This is a genomic window from Marinactinospora thermotolerans DSM 45154, assembly GCF_900167435.1.
GTDB lineage: Bacteria > Actinomycetota > Actinomycetes > Streptosporangiales > Streptosporangiaceae > Marinactinospora > Marinactinospora thermotolerans.
In genome coordinates this window covers 60,692-78,029 of the sequence record NZ_FUWS01000012.1, presented here as the reverse complement: position 1 = coordinate 78,029, position 17,338 = coordinate 60,692, and the positions used below count along the sequence as shown (strand labels likewise).

At 68.0% G+C, this 17,338-nt stretch carries 13 protein-coding genes; 11 read left to right on the top strand and 2 right to left on the bottom strand.

Annotation, left to right across the window (positions count from 1 at the left end):
- Positions 1-85: 85 nt before the first annotated feature.
- Positions 86-1,180 (top strand): redox-regulated ATPase YchF, encoded by a 1,095-nt coding sequence (gene ychF / locus B5D66_RS20250; RefSeq protein WP_078763377.1) that lies wholly within the window; start codon positions 86-88, stop codon positions 1,178-1,180.
- 122 nt (positions 1,181-1,302) lie between these two features.
- On the opposite strand, the gene B5D66_RS20245 is transcribed toward ychF, so the two are convergent.
- Together B5D66_RS20245 and B5D66_RS20240 are read right to left on the bottom strand one after the other, a co-directional pair.
- Positions 1,303-1,566 (bottom strand): type II toxin-antitoxin system RelE family toxin, encoded by a 264-nt coding sequence (locus tag B5D66_RS20245; protein ID WP_032763468.1) that lies wholly within the window; start codon positions 1,564-1,566, stop codon positions 1,303-1,305.
- A complete protein-coding gene (locus B5D66_RS20240; RefSeq protein WP_078763491.1) occupies positions 1,559-1,828 on the bottom strand; it encodes a type II toxin-antitoxin system Phd/YefM family antitoxin in 270 nt (89 codons plus the stop codon). Before B5D66_RS20240 ends, B5D66_RS20245 begins: the two co-directional genes overlap by 8 nt.
- Before the next feature lie 391 nt (positions 1,829-2,219).
- On the opposite strand from B5D66_RS20240, the gene B5D66_RS20235 reads away from it, so the two are divergent.
- The 10 genes from B5D66_RS20235 to B5D66_RS20185 all read left to right on the top strand — a co-directional run bounded on the left by B5D66_RS20235 (position 2,220) and on the right by B5D66_RS20185 (position 17,203).
- The gene (locus tag B5D66_RS20235; protein ID WP_078763376.1) at positions 2,220-2,768 is read left to right on the top strand and encodes a GNAT family N-acetyltransferase; all 549 of its coding nucleotides are present in this window, start codon (positions 2,220-2,222) and stop codon (positions 2,766-2,768) included.
- Between the two features lie 746 nt (positions 2,769-3,514).
- Positions 3,515-4,486 (top strand): conjugal transfer protein, encoded by a 972-nt coding sequence (locus B5D66_RS20230; RefSeq protein WP_078763375.1) that lies wholly within the window; start codon positions 3,515-3,517, stop codon positions 4,484-4,486.
- 85 nt (positions 4,487-4,571) lie between these two features.
- Complete coding sequence (locus B5D66_RS20225) at positions 4,572-4,886, top strand: hypothetical protein (RefSeq protein WP_078763374.1); 315 nt, start codon at positions 4,572-4,574, stop codon at positions 4,884-4,886.
- Positions 4,887-4,898: 12 nt separating this feature from the next.
- Complete coding sequence (locus B5D66_RS26355; protein WP_078763373.1) at positions 4,899-8,450, top strand: conjugal transfer protein; 3,552 nt, start codon at positions 4,899-4,901, stop codon at positions 8,448-8,450.
- Positions 8,451-8,706: 256 nt separating this feature from the next.
- Positions 8,707-11,175 carry an ATP-binding protein gene (locus B5D66_RS20215; RefSeq protein ID WP_078763372.1) on the top strand — a complete coding sequence of 823 codons (2,469 nt, stop codon included), beginning with the start codon at positions 8,707-8,709 and terminating at the stop codon, positions 11,173-11,175.
- Entirely contained in the window at positions 11,175-13,526 is a 2,352-nt protein-coding gene (locus tag B5D66_RS20205) for a type IV secretion system protein (RefSeq protein ID WP_200813726.1), read from the top strand. The genes B5D66_RS20215 and B5D66_RS20205 overlap by 1 nt, the downstream gene beginning before the upstream one ends.
- A gap of 187 nt (positions 13,527-13,713) precedes the next feature.
- Positions 13,714-14,367, top strand: coding sequence for a hypothetical protein (locus tag B5D66_RS20200; RefSeq protein ID WP_078763370.1), 654 nt, complete (start codon positions 13,714-13,716; stop codon positions 14,365-14,367).
- Positions 14,367-15,530: a C40 family peptidase gene (locus tag B5D66_RS20195; protein ID WP_078763369.1), complete on the top strand. Its 1,164-nt coding sequence runs from the start codon at positions 14,367-14,369 to the stop codon at positions 15,528-15,530. Before B5D66_RS20200 ends, B5D66_RS20195 begins: the two co-directional genes overlap by 1 nt.
- A gap of 35 nt (positions 15,531-15,565) precedes the next feature.
- Positions 15,566-16,330: a hypothetical protein gene (locus B5D66_RS25210; RefSeq protein ID WP_144390226.1), complete on the top strand. Its 765-nt coding sequence runs from the start codon at positions 15,566-15,568 to the stop codon at positions 16,328-16,330.
- Between the two features lie 699 nt (positions 16,331-17,029).
- Complete coding sequence (locus tag B5D66_RS20185) at positions 17,030-17,203, top strand: CsbD family protein (protein ID WP_078763367.1); 174 nt, start codon at positions 17,030-17,032, stop codon at positions 17,201-17,203.
- Positions 17,204-17,338: the final 135 nt, after the last annotated feature.

Below are 17,338 nucleotides of genomic sequence, written 5' to 3'. Positions count from 1 at the left end.
CCGTTCCCGGGGGTGGCCGACCTCGCGGGACGAGGGGAAACGGGCGGGAAGAGGGGAGGCGCGCGAGCGCCTAGACTTCGAAGTCGTGAGTCTGTCTATCGGGATCGTCGGCCTGCCCAACGTCGGCAAGTCCACCCTCTTCAACGCCCTGACCAAGAACGACGCTCTGGCCGCGAACTACCCCTTCGCGACCATCGAGCCCAACGTCGGTGTCGTCGGTGTCCCCGACGCCCGGCTCGACAAGCTGGCCGAGATCTTCGGCTCGGCCAAGATCATCCCGGCGACGGTGACGTTCGTCGACATCGCCGGCATCGTCCGCGGCGCCTCCGAGGGGGAGGGCCTGGGCAACCAGTTCCTCGCCAACATCCGCGAGACCGACGCCATCTGCCAGGTCATCCGCGAGTTCCGCGACCCCGATGTGACCCACGTCGACGGTGACATCGACGCCGCCCGCGACATCGAGACGATCAACACCGAGCTGATCCTCGCCGACCTTCAGACCCTGGACAAGGCGCTGCCGCGGCTGCACAAGGAGCTGCGGACCAACGCCAAGGACAAGGACAAGCAGCAGGTCCTCGCCGCGGCGGAGGCCGCCCGCGAGGTCCTCGACTCGGGGCGTACCCTCTCCACCGGGGGGCCGGCCGCCGGCATCGACCTGAGCCTGCTGCGTGAGCTCAACCTGCTCACGGTCAAGCCGTTCATCTACGTGTTCAACCTCGACACCGACGAGCTCGCAGACGCCGAACTGCGCAAGCGGCTGTCGGACCTGGTCGCGCCGGCCGAGGCGATCTTCCTCGACGCCAAGATCGAGGCGGAGCTGGTGGAGCTGGACGACGCCGAGGCGGCCGAGCTGCTGGAGTCCATGGGCCAGACGGAGTCCGGCCTCGCCCAGCTCGCCCGCGTCGGGTTCGCCACGCTCGGCCTTCAGACCTACCTGACCGCCGGTCCCAAGGAGGCGCGGGCCTGGACCATCAAGAAGGGGGCCACGGCGCCCGAGGCGGCCGGGGTCATCCACACCGACTTCCAGCGCGGCTTCATCAAGGCCGAGACCGTCTCCTACGACGACCTGGTCGCGGCCGGCTCCATGCAGGCGGCCAAGGCCGCGGGCAAGGTCCGCATGGAGGGCAAGGACTACGTGATGCACGACGGCGACGTCGTGGAATTCCGGTTCAATGTGTGAGCGGATGAAATAACACCACGTCGCTGACGCGACAAACATACAGGTCAGAAGGGGTCGGGCTCGTGGGAGCACGGCCCCTTCATGGATCCCGTGCTGGATTTCCGACCTGATGTCAGGCGCGCTCAGGTGTCGTAGACGGTGGAGCGATGCCCGACATGGACGACCCACACCACCAGCTCACCGTTGTCGATCGTGTAGATCACGCGGTAGTCGCCCACCCGTAGGCGGCGCCGGTCGGGCTGGGAGACGAGGGCCGTGGTGTTGAACCCCAGCGGGTCGCTCTCCAGCTCGGTCAGCTTGGCCAGAATGCGGAGGGCCATGTCTCGCGGGACCTTGCGGAGCTCGGCCTGAGCCTCGGGTCGGAAGACGGTGCGGTACTCACTCACTGCGCGCCAGGGTCTCCCTCATGACGTCCTCGATCGGGACGCCGGGAGCCGGGTTGGCCATGCGCTCGTCGATGATCCGGTTGATCTCGCGCTCTTCCCACTCCTGGTATTTCCGGAGCACTTCGATGGACACCACGGCAGCCACCTGCTTGCCCCGGCGCGTGATCACCGTGGGCAGGTCGTCGCGGTCAGCCCGCTCCACGACCTCGGCTAGGTGTGCCCGGACATCGCGGATGGACTCTATGGGCAGCGGCTGTGTCATGCGCACAAGAGTACCGAGTGTCGCAAGTGTACACAACGGCTCATTGTCGCGCTCCAGGGTGCCGGGTGGGCCGCTACCGTGCTGGATCTGTGCTGGATACGACCTCGAAAGGGTGCGTTTCCGCAGGTGGGGGCGTTGTGGCGGGAGTTCCGCTTCAACGTGTGACTCCTCGGGTGGCCTTCGCTCGGGACAGGGGAGCCCAATGGGGCCGGACCGTCAGGTTCGGCCCTTTCCCTCCTATGGTTCTGCGCCGGTCGGGCGGGTGGAGGTGCGGTCCTTCCGGATCGGGCGGCCTTCCCCGGAGCGGGCCGCGGGTGAAAATCCCAGGCGTTGGGATGCCGCTTATGCGAAGATCCTTCGCGTTGCGGGCTCGATGTGGCGGAAGGTGAAGATGTACGAGGTGTCCCTGGGAGACGACGGTGCCCGACTGCGTCCGCTGGAACCATGGCGGGCCGAGGAGTTCCTGGCCCACATGGACCGCGGACGCGAGCACATCGGGAGGCACGTCGGCCTCGCCGACGCCGTCACCGACCTGGAGTCCAGCCGCGCGTTCCTCCAGAGGTACGCCGACCGGGCCGCCGCCGACACCGGCCGGATCTACGGCATCTGGGCCGACGACAGGCTCGTCGGCGGGGTCCTCTTCCGCGTGATGGACGCCGGGCAGGGCACGGCCGAGGCCGGCTGCTGGTTGGAGCCGGCGGCGGTCGGCCGGGGACTGGTGACCCGGGCCGCGCGCGTGATCATCGACTGGGTCATCAGGGAACGGGGCTTCCACCGGGTCGAGTGGCTGGTCTCCACGGCGAACGAGCCCAGCATCGCCGTGGCCCGGCGGCTCGGGATGACGCGGGAGGGCGTGCTGCGCCAGAGCCACCTGCATCGGGGGGAGCGTCAGGACATCGAGGTCTGGTCGGTGCTCGCCCCCGAATGGCGGGCGGCCTGACGGGGCTCCCGCCCTCCCGCGCCGGCCATGGATCCTTGGCCCTTTGACGCCGTTGCGGCGGAGCTGAAGGGGGAGAGGTGTGCCACGCGCCGCCCGGCCGGACCGGTCTTCGGGCGGATGGTCCGCGCCTCGCCGCCATGACGATGGGGGAGGCCGGGGCGGCCGCCCCGGCGGTCTCGTGTGACGGGGAGGATCCGGCCCTCTGGGGCGTTTCTGGCGTCCTGCCCCGAATTTGTGTTCTTCCGGGGCAGGGCGGAGGGGAGAGCGAGATCACCTCCGCTCCCGGTCCGGACCTGTGGGCGTCCCGCGTCGGTATCCGACGCCCTCTCCGGGGCGGGCGGATGGGGGCGGGGGGTTGTCCACAGGGGCGTGCGTGTCCTCGACATCCCCAGGTCCGACCTCGGAAGATGGGGTTGCCTGAGTTGGAATAACCGGGAATGTTGAGCCCTCTTCGCTAAAAGATCCTCCAAGGTAACACTTGGCTAACGGAAAGGTGATTCTCTCCTTTCCGGACAGCCAGCAACGCGCCATCGGGTCAACCTAATTTCTCCGATTGGGTATGAAATACCCGGTCATGTGGCTTTGCTGGAATGTGGTGCGGGCAAGAAGCAGGAGTCCGGGAAGAAACACCATCCCGTAATGGCGATGGAGATCCCGGGTCATGCCGCACCATAGAGGATGGGACAGGCAGGCGACGGACGAACTCGGCCGCCGGCGACGGCGCGTCTGGGGTGGATGGAGGCGTGATGGCTCGCAAGTCGACCGCGAGGCGCGGCGGTGCCCTGGACGAGGGCGTCTCCTCCGCGCCACCGGCCGACGCCTGGGACGACGCCCCGGTCAAGGGCCGCCGTCCCCGTCGCCCCCGGGCGGGAGCGGGGGGACGCTGGTGGGTCTGGGTCGGCCGGGCCCTCCTGTGGGCCTTCATCCTCGTCGTCCTGATCAACGGAATCTGGATGCCCTTCCGATCGGGGATCGCCCAAGCCCCGGCCGGCGACTCCGAGGCCACCGAGACCGTCGACTTCCCCGAGACCGCGGCGGCGGCGTTCGCCCTGCGCTTCTCCCACGCCTACCTCAACGCCGACCCCGACCAGGCCCAGGAGCGCGCCGCGGCGCTCGCCGAGTTCGTGCCCGAGGGGCGGGCCAGCGCCCTCGCCCTCGACGGCGCCGCCCTCACCGGCGAGAACATCGAAGTCCTCGGCGTCGACGTCCAGGACGAGAACAACGCCGTCGTCCGGGTCAGCGCCGACGTCAACGACACCCCCATGAGCCTGGACGTCCCGGTCTACGCGGCCCCGGGCGGCGACGAGCTCGTCGTCTCCGGCGAGCCCGCCCTGCTTGCGGCGCCGGGCCGGGCCGAGCTGCCCGCCACCTCCGAGGGCGAGACCGACGCCCAGGCCCGTGGTGAGCTCGAACCGATCCTCGAGGGCTTTTTCGAGGCCTACGCAGAGACCCCCGAACACCTCTCCCGCTATGTCGAGTCCGAGGCGCGGATCACCCCTCTGCCCGCCGACACGCTGACCTTCGCGCAACTCCGCGACGTGGTGGTACCCGCGGGCGGTTCCGGAGGCGAGGACGTCCGCCAGGTCCGGGCCACCGTCGTGTGGCGGCTGGCCGGGAGCGAGGCCGACCTCTCCCAGAGCTACCGTCTGACCGTCGTCAGGGACGGCGACTGGTACGTGCGCGATATCCAGGGTGCCTCGAACTCCTTCGGCTCGTGACCGCCATGATGGTGAGCCGGCACAGGCATCAGTGAGGAGAACGATCATGAAATTCACATTCGAGACGAGGGAGGGCGTCCGCTAAATGCTCCCCCTGCTTTCCGACGCGGCGCAGACCGCCGCCGACATCGGCCCCCTCGTCCTGGCGGGTGCCGAGAGCACCGTGACGGACGGACCCGACACCTCCGGGCTCGCCGACTGGCTACGCGGCTTCTTCGGGCCGCTGTTCCTCGTGATCGTGTCCATCGTGGCGATCTTCTTCCTGTTCACGCGGGAGATCACGAGGTTCGCGCAATTCATCATCCTGGCGATCTTCATCGGGATCGTCTTCTATGTGCCGGGGATCATCGAGGTCATCGCCGTGGCCATTGCCCGGGCGATGGGCGTGCAGACCGAGTAGGAGGCCCTGGACGTGGATCTACCCACCTACACCAATATCTGGCGGATCGAGAAACGGCTCTACAAGCTGTACGATTTCCGGCTGCCCAGGCCGCTTCCGCTGGTCACCTTCGGTGTGTGGCTGGGTGTGTCCATCGTCTGGGCCTTTCTCATGAGCGTGCTACGCGTCCCCTTCCAGACGCCCTGGCACGTTCTGTGGCTGGTGCCGCCACTGGTGATCGCGTTCTTCGCGACCCGGCCCGTCATCGAGGGCAAACGGCTCACCGAACTACTGCTGTCACAGGCGCGCTTCCTCGCCGAGGCGCGCGTCTACACCCGACTCGCCCCCCAGTACGAACCCACCGAGGTCACCGTCGCGGTCAGGGTCTGGCATCGCCATCCCGATGCCGGACCCCTGCCCGCGGTCGGAGGCCGGGCGGCCCGCGGGCGCGGACGCGCGCGCGGGCCCGTCGAGGAGCGCGAGGTGGAAGAGCGCGAGACCACGGCCACCGACCTCGCCGTCCCCACGGCCGAGGACCACGCCGAGGTGGTGCTCCACCCCGCCGTCGAGACCGGACCCCGAAACGCCCCCCGATCTTCCTCTCGTCCCGCCACGGACGAGGAGCGCGAAGGGAGCGCCGATCGTGCGGCCGCCCCCTCAGACCGGCGCTCCCTGGGCCGCAAGGTCCTCAACTACTTCGGGTTCGCCCTGCCACGCCCGCAGGCCGAGGACACCGAGGCCGTGCCCACCGCCTCCCCGGCCGTCCCCGCCGCCGAGCGCACCGAGCTCGCCACCACCCGCCACCGCGACGACGCCCCCGACCCCTTCGGAGGCGACGGCCGCGAGACACGCGCCCGGGAGGTCGCGCCCCCGCCGAGGCCCGGCACCTCCGAGGAGCTGCGCGAAGCCGAGGAGGAACGCGAGAACGACGCCTGGTTCACGGCGCTGCGCACCCCCTCTGGTGAGACCCCGTGGCCGCTGTCCTCCAAGGTGGCCTACACCACCGGCGACACCGCTCCCATGCGCGTCCCCGATCCCGACCCCGAGCGCCTCATCGCGCGGCGGCGCGCCGAGGAGATCATGGCGGCACCGGATCCTTCGGTGTCGGACCGCGAATCGGCCATGGCCGTCCACGAGACCGCGCGGGCGGACGAGGGGACGGAGACGCCCCGCGTCCCAGAGGCCAACGGCTACTCGCGTCCCGCCGACATCAGCACCCCGAAGGAGCGGGCCGAGGCCCGCCGTGGAGCCGAGGCCCCCGGAAGGGAACCGGCCCCCGAAGGCGACCCGTGGCACGGCGCCGAAGCGCGTCGGCGTCTGCGCGGTCGCGTCCAGAGCGCGGCCGTCACCCGGCGGTTGGACCGCGAACGGTCCACCGTCGAGCCCGCCCCGCCGCCCTCCGTCGCGCGCGGGCTCGGCGATCCCGCCGGCCCGGAGGAGGCACGGGAGCAGGAACGGGTCGGCCGGCCCCGCCCCCGCCCGCACGCCGCCCCCTGGGACCTTCCTCCGGCCGGCTCCGGCACGGAGGGCGACGAGAGGCACGGCACCGCTCCACGCGAACAGGGACCGGACGACGAGAAAGCCGACGATAGGCCCACGACCGGACCGGACGTCCCGCAGGAGGCCGCGCCCGCACCGGACACCACGGCCGCGACCGTGTCGGCCACCTCCCGGACGGAGGAGGACGCCGAAGCGAGCGCCACCACCTGGCCCCGTATCGACGTCGTCCACTACCGGCGCGCTCCCAAGCCCACCGCCGACACCACCGCGTCGGCGACGGCGCCCACCGCCTCCGCCGAGGAACCGGTACGAACCGGATACGACGCTGGCGAACACGCGGACGCGCACGACCCCGTCGAGGGCCGGGCCGTTGACAAGGCCGAGGAGGAGCACGCCCCCGAACCGGCCGAGAGCACGGGGCAGGACCGCGAGGCCGGGCGGGCCGAAACCGACGAGGAGTCCCTCTCCGAGCGCGCGGCCACCCCCCGAGACGACACTCCCGTCACGGACGACACCCCCAAGACGGAGGAGACCCCACAGCCCTCGACCCCCCGGGCCGCTGACGACACGGCGCGGGAACCGGCCGTCGCCCCGTTGCTGCTCCCGGTCAAGCCCGTCCTGGAACTCGACCACGGCACCGGCGAGCACGAAAGCCTCAGCGACATCACCGACCCCCGGCCGCGCCGGACGCTGGAACAGCTCGAAGCCGCCGAACGCGCCGCCTTCCAGGCCCGCGACCGCCGGGACACGGGCGGACCCGAGGCCCGCGAGGAGGCCGCCACCCCCGACGACCACGGCGAACCGCGCCGCTCCGGCCGGCTCTCGCGCACCGTCCGTTCCGCCGGCACCGGACCCCAGCCCGCGGCCGGGCAGGAAGAGGACGCCCCGACGGGTGACGAACGCGGCGACCGGACCGGAGGGGGCGTCTTCTCCCGCGTCACCGACAACGCCCGCAGGCTCAGCCGCCTCTTCACCCCGCCCAACGGCGTCCCCACCCCCAACGGCCCCCAGGAGCGACCCTCCAGCGCGGCCGGCAACAAAAAACCCGAGCTCCAACTCGACCACGGCACCGGCGAACAGGAGGCGTTGCCCGGCGCCGCCGCTCCGGACGACGATCCGGTCGGCCGTCGCACCGGCGCCGGATGGCCCGCCCGTGGCAGAACCGAGCGGTCGGCGCCCTCCGACACACCCGACTCGGGGACGCGCGGATGGCGGCGTCTCGCCCGCGTCGTCACCGGAGGCAACGCCGTCCAGTCCCGCACCGACCTGCCAGCCGCCGACCTGGAACGGCTGCGCGCCCCCTTCGAGGGGAGCCGGCGCATCGTCGTGCTCGGCTGCACCGGCGGCGCCGGCCAGACCGTGACCACCCTGATGCTCGGCCACACCCTCGCCGAGCACCGCGACCGTCCGGTCGTGGCCGTCGACGTCAACCCCGGCGGCACGGGCCTGTCCCGGCGCATCCGCACCGAGACCCCCGAGACACTCACCTCGCTCCTGGCCAACACCGGCGGGGTCCAGGGCTATCTCGGCATGCGTCAGTACACCTCGCAGTCCAGCACCGGCCTGGAGGTCGTGACCACCCTCGACGACCCCTACGTGCAGACGCTCGACGACCGCGACTACGCCGGACTGACCGGGCTGCTGGAACGCTTCTACGAGATCACCCTGCTCGACCCGGCGGCCACCGGTGTCGCACGCGCCCTGCCGATCGTCGACGCGCTCGTGCTCGTCGCGCCGGCCAGCGCCGACGCCGCGCGCGCGGTCGCCATGACCTTCGAGTGGCTGGACGGCCATGGCTACGCCGACCTGCGCGCCAAGGCCATCGTCGTCATCAACGGCGTCAGCAGGCGCAGCCTCGCCGACGTCGACGCCGCGGAACAGGTCGCCCGAGGTCGCTGCCGCGCGATCGTGCGCGTCCCTTGGGACGACCACCTGGCCGCCGCGCGTGGCGTCGTCGACGTCACCACGCTGCGTGCCACCACACGTCGCGCCCACGCCGCCCTCGCCGGTGTCATCGTCACCGGATTCACCGGCGGGCACGGTGGCGCCGGAGGGTCCCGGGTCGCCTCGGAGGCGCAGAGGTGACCCGGGCGAGGCGGGCCGTGGCCTTCGCCCTGCCGGCCCACCGTCGTGCTCCGCGCCCGCCGGACGTCCCCACCACAGGCGGCGGAACCGTGGACGCGAACGGGACCACGTCCGTTTCCCACCGCCCGTCCCCGGCCGGACGGCGTGTCCACGGCTTCCACAGGCCACCACACGGGTACCACTGTCCCGGGGCATCCCCGGACCACCCTTCCCGTGCCCACGAACCCGGTACCGCGACTCCGCAGGAGGACAACCGATGAACGGCAGCAGGGGCGCCAGCCGCCTGGCGGTCCGCTACTTCGACGATCGCGTCCTGCTGAGCGACGTCGAAGCCTGGGCCTACTTCCGGCTACCCACGGTGTCCTACGAGTTCTCCACCCCCGAGGAACGCGAAGCGCTCGCCACCAACATCACCATCGCCCTCGCCGCGATCCGCATGCCCGACGCCGAGGTCCACCTGCGCGTCGCCCACCGCACCTACCCCGCGGCCGACTGGGCCACCCGCCTCGACCGCACCTCCGACTCCGGGCCCGGCTGGTACGACTACCTCGACGAGATGTACCGCCACGTCTGGGCCAAGGACTTCTGGACCAAGGAGGTCTACCTCGGTGTCCGGCTCGGCCAGCGCGGCGTGCGGGCCCAGCTCTCCCAAGGGATGTTCGCCCAGCTCTTCTCCGCCTACCAGCGCACCGAGCAGGTCCTCGGCCTGGAGGACGACGCGATCGACGACAAGGAGATCGCCCGCTGGACCGAACAGGCCGAACGCCTGGGCCGGGCCCTCGCCGCCAGCTCCCTGCACGCCCGGCACGCCACCAGCACCGAGATCGCCTGGCTCATCCGCCACGCCGTCACCGGCAGCATCGAGGAACCCCGCCCCTCCGCGACGGGGCGCCGCACCTGGGGCAAGGGCGAGATCGAGGCGCTCGTCGAAGGGGTGCTGCACAACGGGCGTTCCATGCTGCGACTGGAACAGCCCAACGGCTCCACCCACGTGGCCTACCTCTCCTTCTCCCGCTTCCCCGACCTCATGCCCTTCCCCGACGGGGAACCCTGGCTGCACTACGCCGACGCCCTACCCTTCCCCGTCGAGGTCTCCCTGCGGATGAAGCTCGTCCCGCCGGCCAAGGCCAGCAAGGACGTCGGGCGCAAGCTCGCCCACGCCCGTGACATGGACGCGCACATCCGCGAGGCCGGGGTCGAGGCGCCCATCGCCCTCGCCGAGCAGATCGACGCCGCGCGCATGCTCGAACACGGCATCACCAAGGAACGGCTCCCCTTCGTCTACGGGTGGCACCGTCTCATGGTGTCCGCGCCGACCGAGGAGCTCCTCGTCCAACGGGTCGAAGCCGTCATCGAGCACTACCGCGACATCGGCATCGACATCGTCAACTCCACCGGAGACCAGTTCTCCCTGTTCTGCGAGTCCCTGCCCGGCGACCGCATCCGCCTCAACGCCTACGCGCAGCGCCAACCGCTGCGCACCATCGCCGGAGGGATGCCCACCGCCACCGTCGACCTCGGTGACCGCGTCGACTCCCACGGGGCCGGCTGGGTCGGCCCCTACATCGGCGAGACGCTGGGACGGGCGCGTTCCATCGTCCACTTCGACCCGATGCTCGCCGCCGCCCGCAACCGCCCCACCGCCATCGCCATCACCGGGGAACCGGGCGGAGGCAAGACGACCCTCGCGCTGCTGCTCATCTACCAGCTGGCCCTGCGCGGCGTCACCGTCGCCGCCATCGACCCCAAGGGGGACGCCGAGTCGTTGGTCAGGCTCCTCCAACGGCGCGGGCGCAAGGCGCGGATCATGTCCCTCGAATCGGCCGCGCCGGGACTGCTCGACCCGTTCGGGTTCGGTGACGACCTGCCCGCCAAGAAGACCATGGCCACCGAGACGCTGCGGCTGCTCCTGCCACGCATGAGCGAGGAACGCGAGTCGGCCATGATCCAGGCCGTCGCCGCCGTCGCCAACCAGCCGCGGCCCAGCCTCGCCAAGGTCGTCTCCTATCTGGAGTCCTCCCACGACCCCGCCTCCCGTAACCTCGGCGCGGTCCTCCGCTCCATGTCCGAGATGCGGCTGGCCAGCCTCTGCTTCGATCCTCAGGGCGACCAGCAGGTCGACACCGAGGGATGGACCACGGTGTTCACCCTCGGCGGGCTCACCCTGCCCGACTCCACCATCGGACGGGACGACTACAGCTACGAACAGCGCCTTTCCGTCGCCCTGCTGTACCTCGTCAGCCAGTTCGCCCGCCGGCTCATGAACGGGCTGGACCGGCGCCTGCCCAAGGCCATCTTCCTCGACGAGGCGTGGGCGGTCACCTCCACCCCGGAAGGGGCCAAGCTCGTCCCCGAGGTCTCCCGGATGGGACGTTCCCGCAACACCGCCCTCATCCTCGTCAGCCAGAACGCCGGTGACCTGCTCAACGAACAGGTCACCAACTGTCTCTCCTCCGTGTTCGCCTTCCGCTCCACCGAACGGGTCGAGGTCGACAACGTCATGGCCTTGCTCGGAGTGGACCCCTCAGAGGAACACAACGCCGTCCTGCGCAACCTCGGCAACGGCGAATGCATCTTCCGTGACCTCGACGGCCGCGCCGGACGCATCGCCGTCGACCTGGTGTCGGGTGAGCTGCTGCGCTGGCTCGACACGAACCCGACGCGACAACGGCCCGATCTTGAGGAGGACGGTGCTTTGGTGGGCACGGGGCAGGAGCTGCGGTGATGACGAAGAAACACGAAGGGCGCCTGCGTCGCGCCGCCATGATGGCGGTGCTCATGCTGGCGTTCCTCCTGGTTCCCCTCGGGTCGGTCAACGCGGCCGTCCCGGGCTGCGAGGGCGAACCGGCCCCTGTCCCCGAGGCGGCGGGATCAGGAGCCGACGGGTTGCTGGTGCCGCCGAGAACAGAGGCCGCGATCTCTGGTTCGCCTGACGGTCTTCCACCAGACGCGAGCCTCTACGGTCAGTACGGGACAGCTGGCCAACAATGGCATGTCATTCGTGAATCCTGCGTGGACAAGCTCAGCTCAAGTGCAGTCGCGACGCTCAGCAACACCGCATGGGACTTGTCGAAGACGATCAACCAGTCAACGATAACTGTCTATCAGGCAGCGACCTCTGACGGGCTTCTTAACAGTTTCAACTCTCTCGTTGAAGGGGTAATTGAAGGGCTCCGTGAAGGCGTCTGGCGACCACTTCTTCCGACGGTCGTAATCCTGGGGGCGGTCTGGCTCGGTTGGTATGGGCTAGTTCGCAAGAGGGTTACCTTGACCATCGAAAGCGCGGTTTGGATGGTCTTGGCGACAGTTCTTGGTATATGGATACTCGTCAACCCTTCGTATATCCTCTCGTCTGCGGGGACGTTGGTCAATTCGGGCGGCCAGCTCATTAACACGGCCATCTCTAGAGTGTCTGTTCCGGGTGCGGCTGTTGCATGTCCTTTGAATGCTCCAGAGATAGAAAAGGCTGATTGGGAAAGTCAAAATGACTTTGTGGTCAGAAATAATTCGCAGATGCTCTGGTCGGGACTTGTCTGCAGGCCGTGGGTTGCGGGTGTATTCGGAACCGGTCCTGCGGCTAATACGGCCGTCGAGCAGCACGGGGTTGCGCTGATTCAGGCGCAAGGGGTTAGTCGCTTTGAGCAGCAAGGGATAAGTGCTGGAGAGATTGATGCGGCACAGCTCTACGCGGACAAACAGGCTGCTTATGAAGATATAGCGGCGGATGTGCAGAATACTTACCCAGAGGTCTATCCTCTTTTTTCGGGTGAGCAGCAGGGGAGTAGGCTTGGAGTGGCGACTTTGGCGCTGTTTGCTGCAGTCTTCGCCGGAGGTCTAATACTCGCTGCTTCTGTGGCTCTCATCGTCTTGAAGATCGGTTTCCTGCTGCTTCTGCTTTTGGCTCCAGTATTCCTCCTGATTGGCATCCATCCGGGATATGGTAGGACTGTCCTTCTTCGCTGGTTTGAGATGCTGATCGGTCTGCTATTGAAGCAGATCTTTATCGTGTTGCTCATATCGTTGCTGGTGATGTGTTACGGGTTGGTTATGGCGACCAATCTCGGGTGGGGCCTACAGATGATTCTGCTGGCCCTGTTCACGTTGGCGACGTTCATCTACCGCAAGCCGTTCGCGCATCTCTTCGCCTCGGTCAACGCCAACACCTTCACCTCCCGGATGGTCAGCGACGCCGTGTCGAGCACCGCGCTGAGCAAGAGCGCCAACCTCCTGCCGCCGGTCGCCTACATGCGGGCGCAGAAGTGGGGACTGAAGCAGGCTCCGCAGCTCGCCGCCGCGGCCTCCGCGGTCTCGCCGGGTGGCGGTGTGCCTGATGGAGGCGAGACGGGACGCGGGGCCGCGGCCATCGCCGCTGCCGACACCGGTGCGAACGACGCTTCCACGGTCCGCGGCGACCAGGGGCGCGCACGCGGTGTCGCGGGGACCGGATACGGAAGGGCCCGGGGAGGGGCGAACCCGCCGCCGTTGCAGCTCGGAACGCAACCGACCGCGGGCGAGGGGGGACGGGCCTCCTCCGCTCCACCGTTGCGCGACTCCTCCCAGGCTCCTCGGCTCACCGAGACCGCCGCCGCCAGCGGTGGCCTCGGCAGTGGCCCCGCCACCCCGAGCGGGGCGATCCCGCCCCGTCCCGCCGGCGGCTACACGGGCGCGGGCGACACCGGATGGGCATCCGTGTTCGGAACGGGCGGGGGCAACGGCCGGCGGTCCGCCTCCGCATCGGACGGGGGAGCCGCGCCCGCCCCGCAGGCCCCGGAGCGCCCAGCCCCCGGCAACGGCCGGGGAATCTTCAACGGTCGTTCCGCCACCCCGCCCCAGGGCAACACCACCGCGAAGGGGTCGCGTTGGGGGGCCGCGCCCTCCCGAAGGGAACGTCCGGCACCTCCGCGAACCCCGCGACCGGCACCTGGCGGCGGTGGGGAAGAGGGTGGCAACTGGTTCAAGGGCTCACAGGGCGGCCGAGACAAGGACGCCCCCACGAGTCCCTTCTGGGCCTCCGATCCCCAACAGCAGCGGGACAGGAACAGGGACGTTCCGTTCTGGTTGCGGGACGAGGACTGATCCGGGGAGGCGGGAACGTGATGGCGAAGGCGCGTCTTCGACTCCATCGGTTTCCCGCCTCTCCCATGTTCCCGATATGGACGTCACGACAGTTGAAGCCGGAATGGGAACACGCGTGTCGGTGACGTCCGTCAGCAAAGACCCCCGTTTTGTCTCTACCGTCCATCGCTGAAGAGAAAGCCCCCACATGCCCAAGCCCCTCTCCGACGGCGCGCAGCGCCTCGTCTTCGGCGTCCTCGTCGTGGTCCTGGTCGCGTTCGGTGTCTATCTGAGTCTGGGAGGGTTCCAGGGGGATGGGGCAGAGGAAGAGCCACAGGCCGGAACGGTCGTGGAGACGCCACGGGATCCGGACGGTCAGGCCGCTGACGCGCCGCCTCCCAGCCCGATTCCGACCACGGACGCCCAGGACGCCGACGTCATGGAGTGGTTACCGTTCGGCGAGGAGGACTTCCGTGCCGCCGCCGCCGTGGCGCAGCAGTTCGCCACCGCCTACGGAACCATCGACTACTCCGAGTCCCCCGAGGCCTACTACGACCGGATGCGGCGCCTGGCGACCGCCGATTACGCCGAGACGCTCGCGAACAGCTCTGGCGCGGGCGCGTTGTGGGGCGAGATGCGGGAGGCCGAGGCCGTCGCCGAGGGACGGGCCTCCGTCGACTCGGTACGTGGATTCGACGACGACTCGATCGTCTTCGTCGTCACGGCCCAGTCCATCACCGAAGGCAGCAACGGAGCCCGCGAGGACCTTGGGGACTTCGCGGTGACCCTCGTCAAGGAGGAGGGCGGGTGGAAGGTGTTCGACTTCCAGCCCGCCGACGCCGGGAACCTGGGAGGCGGATGATGATCCGGCTGTTCGTACGGCCTACGCCCTCGGATGACGGGTCCTGCGCGACCCGTCTCGCGATCGGGGCCGGCCTGCTCATCGCGGGCGTGCTCGTGCTCGCGATTCTCGTCATCCCGATGGCCTCGATCAACCAGGGGATGACGGCCCTGACCTCGTTGCAGTGCACCCCGCGGACCGAACAGGTGGAGGCGTCGGGGTACGCGGAGGACTCCATCCCCGAGAACTACCTGGAGATCTACCGTGAAGTCGGGGAGGAGAAGGGCATCCCCTGGAACGTCCTCGCCGGTATCGGGCAGGTGGAGAGTCACCACGGCCGCTGGGAAGGACCGGGGATCACAGAGGGGCATAACGACTGGGGGGCCGCCGGACCGATGCAGTTCGGGGCCAAGGACGGCTCGGCGGCGGGCAACAGCTGGGGCGGCGAGCCGATCATGGAGGTGGAGGAACGGCCGGAGGAAGGCTACGGGCAGGACGGCAACGACGACGGGATCGTCAGCGTCTACGATCCGGCCGACGCCATTCCCGCGGCCGCCGACTACCTCATCGCCCACGGCGCGGAGGAGGACCTCCGCCAGGCGATCTTCGGTTACAACCACGCCTGGTGGTACGTGGACGACGTCCTCGGCTGGGCCGAGCAGTACGCCGAGGGGGACTACTCCACCGACCAGGCCATCGAGACCGCGGTCAACTGTCAGGTCAACGCCGACGGCACGCTGATCGGCCAGGCACCGGACGAACTGACGCAGGCCGTCGTGGACTGGGCGTTGGCCCAGCGCGGCAAGCCGTACGTGTGGGGCGGGGTGGGTCCCAACGGGTTTGACTGCTCGGGGCTGATGATGAAGGCCTACGAGAGTATCGGCGTCACGATCCCGCGTGTCTCACAGCACCAGTGGGAGTTCGGACCGCGCATCGAGAAAGGTGAGGAACAGCCGGGGGATCTGGTGTTCTTCGATGTCCAACGGGTCGGAACAGGCGAGCCGCCGGGGCCTGGGCATGTCGGAATGGTGATCGGGGACGGTCTGATGGTCGAGGCGTGGTGCACCAACTGCGGTCCGATCGCCGTTAGGGAGTACGACGATCCGAACCGCGCGGAGATTGTGGGATTTACTCGTCCCTTGGAGGAGCCGTCTGTGAAGGCGCAGCTAGAAGAGCGGGGATGAGGGGACGGTAAGATGCTTGTAGACGGAGGAGTTCTGTGTCCGAAGCGGCAGGGGCAGAAAAAAGAAGACGCGGTGTGAGTGGTTGGAAGGCTTTCTTTCTAGTCGTTTCTTCGGGAACAGCTGCCGCCTTCTTGGTTGTAGGAGTCATATTTGGTGCCCTCCGTCTATTCTCATCTGCGATTAATGTAAATCCACAAGAGCGAGACTTCGCTGCTGCTGCGCCTACGAGGGGTGTGGTCTCCTCTTTGGCGCCCGGAGGATTTGATCTCTGTGATTCCCTAGGGAATATACAGGCTTTCAGTGCTGCCATGCCTCAAAGGGTGGACTCCGGGGAGAGGTATTCGGATACGGCTCTGGAAAACCCTGAGGAAGAGGCTAGGGTTATAGAGAACGAGTGCTCTTGGGTGTTGAATATTGGAGGGTTGGAACAGTCGCTCTTCACCCTCTCGTACAGGTCTATCGCTGCAGTTCCTTCTGGAGAGTCTGCGACGGAGAAGGCGTCTTTAGAATTCGAGCGGGAGAGGTCGGAAGTTGGCGAAGGGTTTTTAAGTGTTGTTTCTGAGGGGGATATCGGTGGACTTGAAGGAGGTGGATATTATGTCTACGGGGATGTGCGGGATGAAGAGGTGGTGCAGGCGATGCATTTCGTCGGTCTTGTCAAAAGTAGCGTATTTGAGATTTCCATAGAAGGGGAGAGTTCTTCGGGGGGCGGAGGGGATCTTGAAGAGGAGTATCGGTCCCTGATTCGACAGATGATGCCCGACATTCAAATGCGCTTCGATCGGATCATCCCCGATTGAGTGTAGAGATTTCTGTAGATGTTTCACGCTCTCTCGAGCGTCGAGCTGCTCGAGCGTCCCTTTCGGTGTCTTCGATGCTTCTCTGTCTGCTTTGCTTATTCTAGGGGTGAGTCGGTCCTTTCTGTCTTCAGTTGAAAGCCGTAGACTTGTGAAATATCGAGATACTCCTTTGAAGTTTTCTTCTGAGGTTCAATTTGTTCGATTCGCTCGAATGGGTTGCGACATCGTCCTTCCTGTCTGATTCGAGAATCATGGCGGATTTTATTAATGTCTTGTGTCATTTGCTTTTGGGGAGCTAGTGGTCATGGGCTTCTCGGAGTGAATGGCTGAGCATGGCGGGACGCCGCTCGTTCGGTGAGGGTGCTCTTGACGGGCTGACGTGCCCTGGCTGAGCGGGGTGCCTGTCTCTCGGGTCGGCCTGGTCGGTCGTGGTGGCGGGGTGGTCTGGTGGGGGCGCGTTCGGTTGACTTTGGGCGTGGAGCCGGACGGTCTGGTCTTCCCCGGCCTCGATCCCGGCGGAACCGTGTTCTCGTCCCCGCTTGATCCGATGGCGCTCTGACGTGCGATATCGGCCGTTTTTGGGATTTTCTTGGCAGAAATATGTATAGGCGGCGCGTTGTGCGGCAGGCGTAAGGGCGTACGGACGGTTCGGACGCGGCACCTCGCCGCGCGGGCCACACGCACGAGCTGGAGGTCGAGATGAGCACCGGCAAGAAGGTCGAAGCCAAGGGCCAGCAGGTCAAGGGGAAGGCCGAGGAGACCGTGGGCAAGGCGACCGGAAACGACCGGCTCAAGAACAAGGGACGCGCCGACATGGTCGAGGGCAAGGGCCGAGAGGTCGGCCAGGACGCCAAGAGCGCCTTCAAACGCTGACCGGATCACACGCCGGCGTCGGCCGGTGTCCGGAAACGAGCGGCGGGTTTTTCGGGGGCCCGCCGCTCGTCCGCGTCGGGAAGGCGGCGTGCCCGCCGCGCCATCTGCCCGCGGCGGGACGGGGCAGCGAAAGGG